The sequence below is a fragment of the Psychromonas sp. genome (genome assembly GCF_041586535.1).
Lineage (GTDB): Bacteria > Pseudomonadota > Gammaproteobacteria > Enterobacterales > Psychromonadaceae > Psychromonas.
In genome coordinates this window covers 1-14,195 of the sequence record NZ_JBFGZY010000108.1, presented here as the reverse complement: position 1 = coordinate 14,195, position 14,195 = coordinate 1, and the positions used below count along the sequence as shown (strand labels likewise).

Here is a 14,195-nt window from a genome sequence, read left to right as displayed (position 1 = left end):
CGCAGGAAAAATGGATCAAAGCAAGGCATTGATTGCAGTAACTAGTTGTTCTAATTACAAAATCAATAACAAAGACTAAAACGTAGTTTTATGTCTAGCTAGCATTCATTTTAACAAGCATAAATGAATAGATAATTATCGAATTTGGTATACCTTACTAAAAAGGCGGGCTTTGCTCATCTTCTTGAGCAGCGGCTTCACCACCAGCATCGCGTTTTAACTGCTCGCGCAGGTTAGGCGGGATCCCCTGTATTGTCAGGGTGTCACTGTCTGCGTCGTAGTGAATACGGTCGCCCAGGTGTTTTTGATCAAAACTGATACTCACTCCCCCTCCCTGACCAACATATTTGGTCAACTTTCTCACCACACTGCGATCTGCCGGAAAACTGTTTTCTAACTGATAATCTTCACTGACAAAGTCATAAAAACTACCTTCAAGTTTAGGTGAATCCTGTAACTGCTCAGATAAAACAGAAAGTTCAATATCATCCCCCTGTTTAAGCTGTTCTTTACAATATTCAAAGGCAACTTCACGTACTTCCTGTTTTTTTTCTACCGGCAAGGCCTGTTTTTCACAGAATTCGTCTACCGCTTTCATTAATCCCTGATTTTGCGCTTTTGCATCAAAGCCTTCTTCCGCACCCATAAACTCAAGGAAAAAATCGGACACTTTGCGCCCGGCACGGCCTTTGATAAAAGAGATGTAACGGTTTGACTGCGGATCACGCGCTAATAAAGTTAAATCAATACGCGCTACCAGCTGTATTTTACTGGTTTCGATATGCTGGCTCACCTGCAGTTCAAGGTTATCATTCACACTGATTGACTGATTATTTTGCAATAACGCAATCAACAGATAATCACTGGCAGTCCAGCTATACTTGCTGACTAATAATACGCCTTCCTCGGCAAAATCATGTTTTTGTAATTCTGCAACTAAACAACTGGCCGCTTGTTGTGAAAAACTGACAAAATCGAGTTTTTGAGACATCTCCTGCTCAAGCGCATCCTTAAAAGGATGCGGCTTGTTCTCGTTTTCAACAAAAGAAGCAAACGCTTTATTGGTTTTGCTTTGGTAAGTGCTATGCAGTTTGCTTAAAAACTCTTCTATAGAAGCAGAAATAGGCAACTCTCCTTCGCGCATTTTACATTGTAAAACTCCCTCGGAACTGTAAGTTAAAGAATGTAAAATGAGATTACTGGCAGAGATGTTCATAGCTTTTGCACCATAGTTATAAAAAAAGATAACTGTAAATTATACAGAGTGAATCTATAAATAGCCTATAATTTCTATTCACTAAATAAAATTAAAACAAGCGCTCTTTAAGTGATTGGTATAATTGCAAGAGTAAGTTATCATCTACCTTTTTACTTTACAGTGAGCGAATGACAATGCCAATTATTTCTAAATATTCAAACGAAAAAATCGAAACAGTACTTGATGAGGTGATGGAAGTACTCCACAAAAATGAAGTATCCGTTGATTTAAGTTTAATGATATTAGGAAATAGCATCACTCACATTATTAATAGTCAGGTTCCTGTTAACAAACGCAGTGAAATCAGCAGCAAGTTTGTCAAAGCACTTTCTGCATCGATCAATACCAAAGAAAAATAAACGATATGGTAGAAACAGGTAATATATTTCATGATCGGGTATCCCGCTTAATCAGCTGGGGACACTGGTTTACTTTTTTTAATGTTATCATTGTGTCATTCATCAGCGTACGCTATATCGCATACTCAGGTGTTTCCGATTCCGTGGGCGGCATGATTTATCAAATAATCAGTTTAATCGGCCATTTTAGTTTTCTTTGTGCCGCCGTATTTATACTGATTTTATTCCCACTGGCATTTATAGTACCTTTCCCGCGTTTATACCGAATGATTGCCATTTTTGTCAGCAGCGTCGGCATTACTTTTTTAATTATTGATACACAAATATTTAAGCTTTATAACTTCCATCTCAACCCTTTAATTTGGCATTTTTTACAAAGTCCATCTCAGGTTGAACAGATTTACCGCATTAACCTGCATTACATCTCTTTTCCAATTATCTTCACCATTGAACTGCTGCTTTCTTATATGGTGTGGAAAAAATGTCGTAAGCTACAGGCTAAACGAATCGGCAAACCGATCGCTGTGGTGTTGTTTTCAGCATTTGTTATTTCGCATTTAGCTTATATCTGGGCCGATGCGAATCAATACCGTCCAATTACCCAACAGAAAGCAACCTACCCTCTCTCTTATCCGATGACTGCCCGCACTTTTTTGAAAAAACAGGGCTGGTTAACGGATGATAAGCTGCATAACCGTATTGTTCGCCAGGGCAATGATTATAAAAATGAATTACGTTACCCGAGAACACCGTTAATCTTCTCGGATAATGAGCAGTTAGAACCTGCAAAAAATATTTTATTAATCACCGTAGATGCGCTGCGTGCAGACATGTTAAACGAAAAAAACATGCCGCAGCTTTATCAACTTAGCCAGCAAGGTTTAAACTATCAGAATCATTACAGTGGGGCCAGTAACCGAGCACAGGGAATTTTCAGCCTGTTCTACGCGCTACCCAATAATTACTGGTCAGCGATAACACTCAATTATATACCTCCGGTATTACTCAATCGCCTGCAGCAGCAGCAATATCAATTTGGCCTGTTTTCGAGTATTGGTTTTACTCATCCGGAGTTTTTACAAAGCAGCTTCAGCGGATTAAAACCGGAACTCCTAAAAAAACAAGCTGAGACCGATAATAATCAGGATACGACTGATAAATGGCGCAATTGGCTAGCCGCTCAGACTCAGGAAAATAAATGGTTCAGTTTTTTATATTATGAGCAGCCGAGTATGGCTTTTTTACATGACTCCGGGCCAATTAACCTGTCTGAATACACTAAAAAGCTCGATATGTATCAGATGCAGGTATTAGCGCTAGACAGACAGATAGCTCAGGTAGTAGATTCCTTAGCTGCGCAAGGAGAGCTGGAGAATACCATTGTTTTTATTACCGGTACCCATGGCACCTCCTTCGCGAAAAATCGCTATGCGGAAAGCGTTATAAACGATGCCCACGTCCCGCTGGTGATATTATGGCCGGGTAAAGATCCTGCTCAGATTTCGCGTATGACCAGCCATTTTGATATTGTCCCTACGCTGATGGAGGGAGTATTAGGCAGCCAATCCAAAGCAAATTTATACAGTAGCGGACAAAGTTTGTTTGATGACAGAGAGCGTCAATATCTGCTTTCCGGGGATTTAAACCAGTATGTGGTTTATGAAAAAGAGCGAATTACACAATTTTCTAATGATGGTCACATCAGCAGCATAGATTGGCAGGGTAATGAACTTGACGATGAACAAGATAATGTCACTTTGCTGATTAAGGTAGTATCGCAACTGCGTCGCTTCAATAAATAAGGCTTCAGCTTAAAGTCAGCTTGACACTTTAATAACAATGTAAAAACCACTGCCCGCAGTGGTTTTTTTTCACGAATAAAACAAGGCGGCCAGCCCCTGCGCCCTTTTTCAAATAACAAGGCTATAAACGCAAAAAGCCCGCTGTTTTTACAGCGGGCTTTTTATGTATGGCGGAGGAGGAGAGATTTGAACTCTCGGAGAGCTATTAACCCTCGCTGGTTTTCAAGACCAGTGCATTAAGCCGCTCTGCCACCCCTCCGGAACGAGGCGCATATTAAACAGGTTTAACGAAAAAGCCAAGTACTTTTTGAAATTATTTTATATTTGCCATTTTTATACAATTGCCTCTTTTATTAAAAGCTAATCACCTTTATATTCAACTCTGTTAAGCAGCTTTCCTTTTCCCTCATCACCGGCTGTTTATACCGACATCTATTTAAGGTTTTATTTTATGTTTCAGAACAATCCGTTGCTAAGTCAATTAAAACAACAAATTCAAGAAAATATTCCCAAACGTCAGGGGACGGTTAAAGCAACTGATCGTGGATATGGCTTTTTAGAAACAGATAAAGGTAAACGTTTTTTTATTCCCCCGAATGAGATGAAAAAGGTATTGCACGGTGATCGTATTAATGCATTCATTCGAGAGAATGGTGATAAATCAACTGCAGAACCAAATCAGCTGAAGAAAACAGAATCTGATGTTTTTATTGCCCGGCTGGTGAGCAAACAGAAAAATTTTTCTCTTGTGCCGAAGAATCCACTGTTAAAAGGTTTCTTTAAAATTAAGGGTGCACAATCTTTAGCGGCACAGGGTTATCAAGATGGTGACTGGGTAAAAGTTAAATTAGTACATCATGCTCTGGAAGGAAATGGCTTTTTAACCCAGGTAATCGAAAAAATAGCCGATGCGAATGATCCTTTTGCCTATCGTTTATTGACAGTGGCAACCCATAATTTGCCTAACAAAGCACCGGAGTTTGATCATCCATGGAAAGTAATGGATCCGGAGCTACCGCGCAGCGATTTAACTAAATACCCGTTTTTCACCATTGATGGCGTTAATACTCAGGATATGGACGATGCTCTATACGTCGAAAGCGATGAAAACGGCTGGAAGTTGACCATTGCTATTTCAGATCCTTCCGCCTATGTACCGGAAAACAGTGAAATGGATGCTGAAGCTAAACGACGTGCCTTTACCCTGTATTTACCAAACTTTAACGTACCGATGCTGCCACGAGATTTAAGTGACAGCCTTTGTTCATTAAAAGAAGGTGAAAAACGGGCTACTTTGTGCTGCACAATGCACATCAATAAGGACGGAGAACTTAGCGGCGAACCCGAGTTTTATGCCGCGTGGATCAAATCTCACTACCGTCTTAACTATAATGATGTTTCCAATTATCTTGAAAATGAAGGCTCTGGTCATAATGATTGGCAACCAAACGTCCAACTTGCAGAGCAGCTGCACACTCTGGATCAGCTTTCTCTAAAGCGCCTGCAATGGCGTTCAGATAATAATGTAGTGTTTAAAAACCAGCCCGATTACACCTTAAAACTGAACAATAAAGGTGAGGTATACGAGATATTATGCGAACCGAGACGCAGTGCCAACCGCCTGGTTGAAGAATCCATGATTGCCGCCAATATCTGCGCAGGTAACTTTTTAGCAAAACATAAGCAGCAAGGCGTTTTTAACACCCATTCCGGTTTCGCCAGCGAACGTTTAGAAAAAGCAGTGGCTTTATTAGCTGAGTACGGCATAACCACTGATAGCGAAACATTATCAACGGTTGCCGGCTATACTAAAATTCGCCAGCAGACCAACCAGTTGCATAACTGCTATCTGGATCACCGTTTGCGTAAGCTACTCAGTTATGCCGACATCAAAAATGCACCGGAAGCACATTTCACCATGGGTGTTGCGCACTATGCGACGTGGACGTCACCGATCCGCAAGTACGGTGACTTACTCAACCACCGTCTGATTAAATCGGTTCTGCTGCAACAGGATAATATCCAGATCGACAGTGATATCGGGCAATTACTCAATGAGGCGCGTAAATTACAGCGTTTGGCCGAAAGAGACGTTAATAACCTGCTCTATAGTCAGTATTTAAAAGATCAGGTGGATTCACAATGGTGCTATAAAGCGGAGATTTTTGATATTATTAAAGCCGGTATCCGGGTCAGAATACAGGAAAACGGTGCGACTTTTTTTATCCCCGGTTCTCTGTTATGCAAAGACAGCAAGGATGCAAAAAAAATCGATTGTAATCAAGATCTTGGCCAAGTATTAATCGGACAGCAAACGGAATTACAACTGGGTGATGTGATTGATGTAATGCTTAATAATGTCAAAGTTGAAACTGGTCAATTAATCGGTAAACTTGCAGAGCCCCTTAATATTCCCTAACCCGCAAAAATAACATGGTTAAGAAAGCATCGCAGAGTTGAAATTCTCCTGTATAATCAGCGCTCATTTTCTAGTTAGGCAAAAATAATGAGCGTTGATCTATTACAAGCTGAAAGGCCCCTTTTCTCATACCCGCAATTTAAATCCAGAAACGAAAAAGCTGCGCCATTCTTACCAATGTCACGCCAGGAGATGCAAAAGCTCGGCTGGGACAGTTGTGATATTATTTTAGTGGTCGGCGACGCTTATGTAGATCACCCCAGTTTCGGTATGGCTGTTATCGGCAGGACCCTTGAAGCACAAGGTTACCGTGTTGGTATTATTGCTCAGCCAGACTGGCAGAGTAAAGACGCCTTTATGACGCTGGGGAAACCTAATCTGTTTTTTGGCGTTTCTGCAGGTAATATGGACTCCATGATTAACCGTTATACTGCTGAGCGCCGTATGCGTCACGATGATGCCTACACACCAAACAATGAAGGTGGTAAACGCCCGGATCGGGCCGTATTGGTGTACACACAACGCTGTAAAGAAGCCTATAAATCCGTGCCGGTTGTCATTGGTGGTATTGAAGCAAGTTTACGCCGTATTGCCCATTATGATTACTGGTCGGACAAGGTGCGCCGCTCGGTTATTCTTGACGCAAAAGCCGATATCTTATTATATGGCAATGCCGAGAGACCGCTTTTGGAAGTTGCTCACCGTTTATCGCAGGGTGAAGCGATCAGCGATCTGACCGAGATCCGCGGCACCGCTATTTTGGTCAAAGAAGCCTTACCGGAGTGGGATGGTATAGATTCACGTAAAGTTGATCAACTCGGCAAAATTGATCCTATTATCAATCCTTACGCCGATATCAATGTTGCCTGCGCGACACAAAAACTAGCAGATCAAAGCGACAGCGATTCGGCGCAGGTCATTACCATTCAACCGGAAGCATATCGTCCGGCCAAGAAAAAGCCCTGGGAGAAAACCTACATTCAGCTGCCAAGCTATGAGCAGGTAAGCCGCGATAAAATACTTTATGCCCATGCATCGCGGGTTATGCATCAAGAAACTAATCCCGGCTGCGCACGCGCCTTAGCACAATACCACGGTGAACGATTAGTGTGGATCAATCCTCCTGCTTATCCGCTCACCACGGAAGAGATAGACACGGTTTTCGGATTACCTTATCAGCGTATTCCTCATCCTGCTTATGGTGATGCAAAAATCCCTGCCTACGATATGATCCGTTTTTCCATTAATATCATGCGCGGCTGTTTTGGCGGTTGCACTTTCTGCTCGATTACAGAGCATGAAGGACGCGTGATTCAGAGCCGCTCTGAAGACTCTATTATTAAAGAAATTGAAACTATCCGCGATAAGGTGCCCGGATTTACCGGCGTTATTTCTGACTTGGGTGGCCCTACTGCAAATATGTACCGTCTGAAATGTAAGAGCCCCAAAGCTGAACAAACCTGCCGGCGCTTAAGCTGTGTTTTCCCTGATATTTGTCATCATATGAATACTGATCACGAGCACACAATTAATCTTTATCGTCGAGCCCGTAAGCTTTCCGGGATTAAGAAAATATTAATTGCTTCGGGTGTCCGTTATGATATTGCCGTTGAAGATCCGCGTTACGTAAAAGAGCTGGTTGAGCATCATGTTGGTGGTTATCTGAAAATTGCACCTGAACATACCGAGAAAGGCCCATTGGATAAAATGATGAAGCCGACCATGAGTAGTTATGAAGCATTTAAAAACATGTTTGAAAAATACTCAAAAGCGGCAGGGAAAAAACAATACCTGATTCCCTATTTTATCTCTGCCCATCCGGGGACAACAGATCAGGATATGATCAATTTGGCGTTATGGCTGAAAAGTAATAATTTTAAACTCGATCAGGTACAGAATTTTTACCCTTCTCCTCTGGCGAACGCAACAACCATGTACCATACGGAAAAGAACCCGTTACACAAAATTGCGAAAGACAGCGAAGAGGTGATCACCGCCAAAGGTGGCCGCCAGCGTAAAATTCATAAAGCGATTTTACGTTACCATGCACCGGAAAACTGGCCGCTGATCCGTGAAACCTTGAAAAAATTAGGTCTGGCAAGAAAGCTAATCGGTACGGGCCCGAACCATTTAGTGCCACCTGAATCACGCAATGAAAAGCAGGGTAAAATTGCCAAGGTCAGCAATAAACCTGCGCGCAATGCAGTAACACGCTTTACCGGCTCTGCACAATTTAAGAATGCGACGGGAAATGCTAAACAGGAAAAATCAGCAGCAGCTAAATTAGGCAGCAGCAAACCGGTTAAGCTTGAAAAAAAGGCCGGCAATACTGGCGGAAAAGCCAAGCCTGACAAAGCCTTTAAGTTTAAAGGACAAAAGAAAAAGTAAGTCTCAAGTGATAAAAAATTAAGGGCGGTTAACCGCCCTTTTTAATACTTCTTTACCGGAAATTGCTACGAAGCAGAAAAACTGCAAATCAAAACAACTGCATTTTGTACTCCGTATTCTGCCAGGTGCTAACCATTAAATAATTGATCGCCCTGAAAATGAATGCGAAAGTGTCGTGCTGTCGACAAACTCCAGTTCTCCTCCTACCGGTACGCCATGCGCGATACGACTCACTTTTATACCATGTTTTTTGGCTATATCAGCAATATAATAAGCTGTCGCTTCACCTTCAACAGTCGGATTTGTCGCTAAGATTATTTCACTGTGCTCCCCCGCAGCAAGTTGTAGCTCAAGCAGTGGCAAGCCAAGCTGCTCCGGCCCGATGCCATCGAGAGGAGAAAGGTGACCCATTAACACAAAATAGGTACCGGAAAATAACGCGGTTTGTTCAAGGGCTAAAACATCCACAGGCATTTCAACAATACAAATCATGCCGTTTTTATTACGTTTATCATTACTGCAGATAGCGCATAAATCCTGTTCGGTAAAGGTACGGCATTGCTGACAATGCCCTATTTCATTAACCGCTCTTTCCAGCATATGACTGAGATTTAAAGCCCCCTTTCTATTTTTATCCAGTAGATGATAAACCATACGCTGGGCTGATTTAGGGCCAACACCGGGCAAACACTGCAATGCCTGCATCAGCTCTTCAAGTAACGAATTAGAACTCATAGTGAACACTTCTTTTTTTAATTGTGAAACAGATTTTATCTGAATATATAATAATTACATTAATAATGTAATTATTATACGTTCTAGTGCTTACTTGAATCGCATGGCGGTTCTTCACCGCGCTCTGCTGACTTATTATTGCCTTTATTGCCTCAAGCTTCAGCCAGATAACGCCTTAAGCTCGCAGAATGTTCAATCTGCAGGGCAGACTGTTATATAAGCAGCGCTGGTTAACCCGCTTTATGATCAGCGGGTATAAAACGAGTCCGAGACGCAATAGATAATTGTTTGTCGTCATGATCGAAAAAATTTTTATATTGATATTGATAAAATTTTTCTACTTTCTCTTTTTCCTATTGATCATTATGTGAAATTTAACCGTGATTTTTCCCCTATGATATAAAAACTATCAATATTTAATGTTTTACTTAGGGTCTGTTGATCTTTCAAGATTGTTTTTGCAGCAGTTTGTTGCTTCTTTATGCAAGGAGAGGCTGCGTAGTGTAGTTATTTCAAATAAGCAGGCAATAACGTAGTAGAAAAAGCCAATAAGCGCTGCCCGAAGGGTCGGCTCAAAGCGCTTTGCTGTTTGTTGAGAGGAATTGGGCGGCACACCTCTCGGCGCGATCAAATGCTTTCCCTCGAAAAATAATTAATCGCAAAGGTGCGCCTACCGGAGATTCCACTAAAAATAAATTATCTTGTTGCGAGGGGTGTATCAAAGTAATGGACAATAGCAATTGGGAATTGGAAAACGGCCTAAAATCGCTTTATGATAGCGTTTGAAGGCCGCGTCAAGATTGAATTTACAAACAGCAGTTAGATAGAATGATTTACTGTGCCTTTTTTTCGCCGTTACTGTATCCATAATAATCATAATAACCATGAAAACTATCTTCTTTGCTACTTTTGTGTACATCTACTTGATTTAAAACAATACCATCTATTTTCGCATCAACTTCAAGTAAACGAGCAATTCCTTTCTTAGCAACAGATTGTTTAGTCATTTCATAACGAACCACATACACGACAGAATCAGAGCGCTGCGCTATCACCAAGGAGTCACTAACAGCTTGAGTAGGTGCGGAATCAATAATAATATAGTTATATCTGGTCTTTAATTCTGCTAAAATTTGATCGAACCTACTTGATGATAATAACTCAATCGGATTTGTTGGTATGAAACCTGCCGTCAGTATATCCAAACCATGTTTTCCCTGAATAATAACATCCTCCATTTTTTCTGTACCGGAGATTAGGTTTGACAAACCTTTTTGGTAAGGCGGTAGGCTGAATGCTTTACTAAAACTTGGGCGACGCATATCACCTTCAATTAATAACGTTTTCCCCATCTGTGACAGTGAAAATGCAATATTAATGGCGGTAGTTGTTTTGCCTTCTTTAGGTATTGAAGAGGTAACTAAAATAACCTTATTATCAGCACCAATATGCGATAAAACTAAAGCGGTTCTTAATGTCCGCACTGCCTCCGCAAAAACATTATATTTTTCATCAAAATAAGCATATACCCCTAAAGGTGTTTTCCGTTTGCTCTTGATTAAAGGAATTAAACCCAATATGCGCATTCCAAGTTTTGATTCAACGTCGTTTGACGTTCTAAACCTGTCATTTAAAGAATCAATTATTAGAGTGAATAAAATAGCAAAAGCAAGTGATGCCACAAAAACCCCTCCAACAATTAATATTTTTTGGGGTTTTACTGGAGTTAACGGTACTTCAGCAAAATCAATGATACGGGCTTGCTGAATTTCTAAATCTGTTGTACTTTCCATCTCTTTGAAACGGTTTAAGAAAGTATTATACAGTTTACGGTTTGCATCAACTTCTGCTTGTAATTTCAGATATTCTTGTTCTTTATCTGTTATTTGTTGAAATTTAAGCTTTTCTTTTTGCAGTTCCACTTCAAAGCGGCGTTCATTATCCTCAGCTGCTTTTAATTCTTTTGCAATTCCTTGAACTAATTTACCAACCCTTTCTTGCAAACTTTTTCTTACTGCTGCAAGTTCAGCTTTTGCTGCAATTGACTTGGGATGTTTATTACCGTAGCGGAAACTAAATTCTGAAACCTTTTTTTCAGCTTCTATTTCAACACGTTTAAGATCTTTAATAAGGGTATGGTCACTAATTTCAGGCAAGGACAGTAAAGCATCAATATTATTCCTTCTTACATTACCGACAAAAAGAGAAATCGTTTCCGCTTCAAAACGGGCTTTTTTGGCAGCTAAGTAACTGCTTGTAAGGTTTTCCAATTCATCACTTGCAATGCTTGTTACGCCTTTTGATCCAATATCAATTAAGTTTTCTTTCACCCTGTATGTTTGTAAGTTATTCTCAGATAGATCTAAATTGTCTCGTAACTGCCCTAGCCTTACCTTTAACCAGGAAACTGCTTTTTGGGTTATATTCAGCTGCGCTTCCATTTCTTGTCTGATATAAACATCACCAATGGTATTTGCAACTTGTGCAGCCAGTAGGGGATCTTTGGCCTCAAAAGAAATATTGACTATTTGTGTGTTACGAACTGGTTTAATTAACAGGTTTTCTTGAAATGTTTCAATTAGCTTAACTTTTTCACCTCTAAGATCCATAATATTTTCTTTGAGAGCGTCATCTTTATCCATTGCAAGAAAAGATTCAAGATAGCCCTCGATCTTGAGTATGGTCGGATTTTTCGGTTTTGGTAAAAACTCAGGATTAGTTAAAAGAAATAATTCATCAATAACTTGTTCCGTTACTGAGCGTGATTTTAAAATTTCAAATTGTGTTGAAAAATAATCTTGTCTGGATGGATCAAAAGAAGCAACGGCATCAATTGATACTGTATTTTCCTTATCTGCTTTAATCAATAATGAAGATGTGGCTTGGTAAATTGGGGTTATATTCTGCACTATAAATATAGCAAGAACAGTAGAAAGTAATACAAAAGTAACAATCAACAATTTAGATTTTAATACAATTCTCCAATATTTTTTAAGATCTACCATCACTTCTTGTTCAGGTTTATTTATTAACGGCATCATGATATAACCTCACTGTTTAAAAAAAACTTTGTTCAACTATGATAGTGTCACCAGGTGAAACACTATAACTTAGTAAAACATTCGTCCTTGAACTACCACTGTCTTTACCCGTTTTAATATAAATCTTCGAGGCTGATGCTCTTTCAGTAAAACCACCCCCTAAGACAACCGCCTGATTAATGGTTAAGCCGGGTTTATAGGGGTACGCACCAGGTTTTTTTACCTCGCCGTGAATGAAAAATGGCCGGTAAGTCACTACATCAACCTGTACCGAAGGGTTAACTAAGTAATCACCTTTTAAGCCATTATGAATTATATTTTGGACCTCTACCGTGGTTTTCCCCGTAACAAAAACATTACCAATAAACGGGAAATTAATATAACCATCATCACTTATAAACAACCTGACAGTAAGATCAGGCTCATCATAAACTACGATTCGAATTTCATCACCTGTATCCAAAACATAATCAGTATATGCAATAGATTGTAACGGATAGATAAAACATATAATTAAAGAAAAAAGCTTTATAAATTTTTTCATCATAGACTCACTTTAAAAGAAAAATTAAATACATTTCTGTCATAGCTTACGTTATCTACATTAGAATCTGAATTGGTGTAATTATATCCAAGGGCTAAATTTAATCTGCGACTTAAACCATAGACAACCTCCGTATTAAAATCAGATATTTTATCTCGACGCTCGGCACCAACATAATCTTTATCCTGGTAACTAAATTGTAAACTTGTATCAATTTTATATGACCACTCATGTTCCCAACCAAGCGTTCCTGAAACATTATTTATATAATCACCAACAGTAGCAGATTCTTCTGCGCTTCGACTTGTAACTAAAGACAACGTAGAACGCTGAATCGGTTTCCAATTGATAGTAACTGACGTTGTAAAACCATTAAAATCATCCCGACCTTGTTTATATTCATCATATTTTTTATGTTGATAACCAAATTTAGCAGAGCCATGTATTTTGCTCACTCCCCGCCAAGAAACACCAACAAGAAATCTATTATCTTTATTGTTTTTTGATTCAGAACCCGGGGATGTGTATTTATAACTAATATCTGCACTGGAAAGATCAAATGTTAAAAAAGTTATATCGCCAGCTTGATAATCAACATCTGCTAAAAATGTGGTTTTATCTAGGTCTTTATGTTTAGTTATATCTTTGTAATTGTTATATTGCTTATCATGATAGGAGATACCAGCTCCGATACGCATCTTCGCCCGCAGACCACCAAACTGATAATAAAGGCGTCCGTCGAAGTCATCATATTGAATTGGTGACTTAACAAGCGAAAAGTTCAGGTCTTCCGTAAGTCCTGAACCACGGTTTTCGTGTAACTTATCATAAGAAAGGTCAACTGCAGTTCGATGCCTAGAAGTGTATTCATTGTATGAAAACAATGAAAAGAGATGGTCGCTGACATCATCGCTGTCATCGACACCATCAGAGTAGAATGAAGAAATTAACTTATATTCCCCTCCATAACGGTTAACAACCCCATTATTTCTAACTTTAATTGATGGCATTAAATATGTGATAAAAGAACTTTCTGATTTAACGTCACTTGTATAAACATTATCATCATATCTAACAATGGATTCAAACTGCGGAACAAAATAATCGAAAACTGGGGCGGGTTCGAATTTTTCAGCCAACGTACTGACCGTGGTAAAACTCGTGATACATAAGGCGGCTACAATTCGCATATTTTTTGTCCTTAAAAAATGTGAAAATTAAAAGTAATTTAAAAAAATTATAGCCTAATAATAATATTTAACATTTTTTTTATAACAATATATGACCCAGTTAACGTACCTACGGCACTGCCAAGGCTAAATCACGTGGTTCCTGGAAAATAAACAGCCAGTTTGCTCATACATAGTGACAAATATCACACCATCATTTCCTTAAATAATCGTGTATTCTCCGCGATGAATCCAAAAGCATTGCAAAAACATTTATTACCGCCTGGATGAATAATACCAATCAGATTAATTATCTGATCATTTATGCTTGTTAAAATAAATGCTAGCTAGTTCTCATCCAGAAACAGCGTATTTTTAGTACCCCCTCAGTTCGGTCTTGGATTTTATCATGATTCCAAGGCCAATCTTACCTTCAGTAACGCACACGAAGTGTGCGATCGCGACATTTTTCAATTTTAT

Annotated in this window: 9 protein-coding genes and 1 tRNA gene; 4 read left to right on the top strand and 6 right to left on the bottom strand. The window is 39.5% G+C overall.

Features of this window, described 5'->3' with window-relative positions; translation table 11 throughout:
- Positions 1-157 precede the first annotated feature (157 nt).
- Positions 158-1,216 (bottom strand): nucleoid-associated protein YejK, encoded by a 1,059-nt coding sequence (yejK, locus tag ABZA00_RS12445; protein WP_372882487.1) that lies wholly within the window; start codon positions 1,214-1,216, stop codon positions 158-160.
- A gap of 176 nt (positions 1,217-1,392) precedes the next feature.
- Here yejK and ABZA00_RS12440 point away from each other — a divergent pair, with 176 nt between their 5' ends.
- Together ABZA00_RS12440 and ABZA00_RS12435 are read left to right on the top strand one after the other, a co-directional pair.
- On the top strand, positions 1,393-1,617 hold the full coding sequence (locus ABZA00_RS12440) for a DUF1414 domain-containing protein (RefSeq protein WP_372882488.1): 225 nt from the start codon (positions 1,393-1,395) through the stop codon (positions 1,615-1,617).
- A gap of 5 nt (positions 1,618-1,622) precedes the next feature.
- Positions 1,623-3,419, top strand: a complete 1,797-nt coding sequence (locus tag ABZA00_RS12435; RefSeq protein WP_372882486.1) for a DUF3413 domain-containing protein — start codon at positions 1,623-1,625, stop codon at positions 3,417-3,419.
- A 168-nt stretch (positions 3,420-3,587) separates the two neighbouring features.
- Here the strand turns inward: ABZA00_RS12435 and ABZA00_RS12430 are convergent.
- Positions 3,588-3,678, bottom strand: a tRNA-Ser gene (locus ABZA00_RS12430).
- A gap of 192 nt (positions 3,679-3,870) precedes the next feature.
- Between ABZA00_RS12430 and ABZA00_RS12425 the strand changes: the two genes are divergently transcribed.
- Positions 3,871-5,838, top strand: a complete 1,968-nt coding sequence (locus tag ABZA00_RS12425; protein ID WP_372882485.1) for an exoribonuclease II — start codon at positions 3,871-3,873, stop codon at positions 5,836-5,838.
- An 87-nt stretch (positions 5,839-5,925) separates the two neighbouring features.
- A complete protein-coding gene (locus tag ABZA00_RS12420; RefSeq protein WP_372882484.1) occupies positions 5,926-8,226 on the top strand; it encodes a YgiQ family radical SAM protein in 2,301 nt (766 codons plus the stop codon).
- Positions 8,227-8,361: 135 nt separating this feature from the next.
- Here the strand turns inward: ABZA00_RS12420 and recR are convergent, their stop codons facing one another.
- The 4 genes from recR to ABZA00_RS12400 all read right to left on the bottom strand — a co-directional run bounded on the left by recR (position 8,362) and on the right by ABZA00_RS12400 (position 13,736).
- Positions 8,362-8,961 (bottom strand): recombination mediator RecR, encoded by a 600-nt coding sequence (recR, locus tag ABZA00_RS12415; protein WP_372882483.1) that lies wholly within the window; start codon positions 8,959-8,961, stop codon positions 8,362-8,364.
- Between the two features lie 833 nt (positions 8,962-9,794).
- Positions 9,795-12,002 carry a GumC family protein gene (locus ABZA00_RS12410; protein ID WP_372882482.1) on the bottom strand — a complete coding sequence of 736 codons (2,208 nt, stop codon included), beginning with the start codon at positions 12,000-12,002 and terminating at the stop codon, positions 9,795-9,797.
- 16 nt (positions 12,003-12,018) lie between these two features.
- The gene (locus ABZA00_RS12405; RefSeq protein WP_372882481.1) at positions 12,019-12,549 is read right to left on the bottom strand and encodes a polysaccharide biosynthesis/export family protein; all 531 of its coding nucleotides are present in this window, start codon (positions 12,547-12,549) and stop codon (positions 12,019-12,021) included.
- On the bottom strand, positions 12,546-13,736 hold the full coding sequence (locus ABZA00_RS12400) for an outer membrane beta-barrel protein (RefSeq protein WP_372882480.1): 1,191 nt from the start codon (positions 13,734-13,736) through the stop codon (positions 12,546-12,548). Before ABZA00_RS12400 ends, ABZA00_RS12405 begins: the two co-directional genes overlap by 4 nt.
- Between the last annotated feature and the right edge of the window lie 459 nt (positions 13,737-14,195).

Bases quoted from the DNA above. Each gene is read 5' to 3' on its own strand.
- yejK (WP_372882487.1), bottom strand. From the start codon at position 1,216: ATGAACATCTCTGCCAGTAATCTCATTTTACATTCTTTAACTTACAGT.
- ABZA00_RS12440 (WP_372882488.1), top strand. From the start codon at position 1,393: ATGCCAATTATTTCTAAATATTCAAACGAAAAAATCGAAACAGTACTT.
- ABZA00_RS12435 (WP_372882486.1), top strand. From the start codon at position 1,623: ATGGTAGAAACAGGTAATATATTTCATGATCGGGTATCCCGCTTAATC.
- ABZA00_RS12425 (WP_372882485.1), top strand. From the start codon at position 3,871: ATGTTTCAGAACAATCCGTTGCTAAGTCAATTAAAACAACAAATTCAA.
- ABZA00_RS12420 (WP_372882484.1), top strand. From the start codon at position 5,926: ATGAGCGTTGATCTATTACAAGCTGAAAGGCCCCTTTTCTCATACCCG.
- recR (WP_372882483.1), bottom strand. From the start codon at position 8,961: ATGAGTTCTAATTCGTTACTTGAAGAGCTGATGCAGGCATTGCAGTGT.
- ABZA00_RS12410 (WP_372882482.1), bottom strand. From the start codon at position 12,002: ATGATGCCGTTAATAAATAAACCTGAACAAGAAGTGATGGTAGATCTT.
- ABZA00_RS12405 (WP_372882481.1), bottom strand. From the start codon at position 12,549: ATGATGAAAAAATTTATAAAGCTTTTTTCTTTAATTATATGTTTTATC.
- ABZA00_RS12400 (WP_372882480.1), bottom strand. From the start codon at position 13,736: ATGCGAATTGTAGCCGCCTTATGTATCACGAGTTTTACCACGGTCAGT.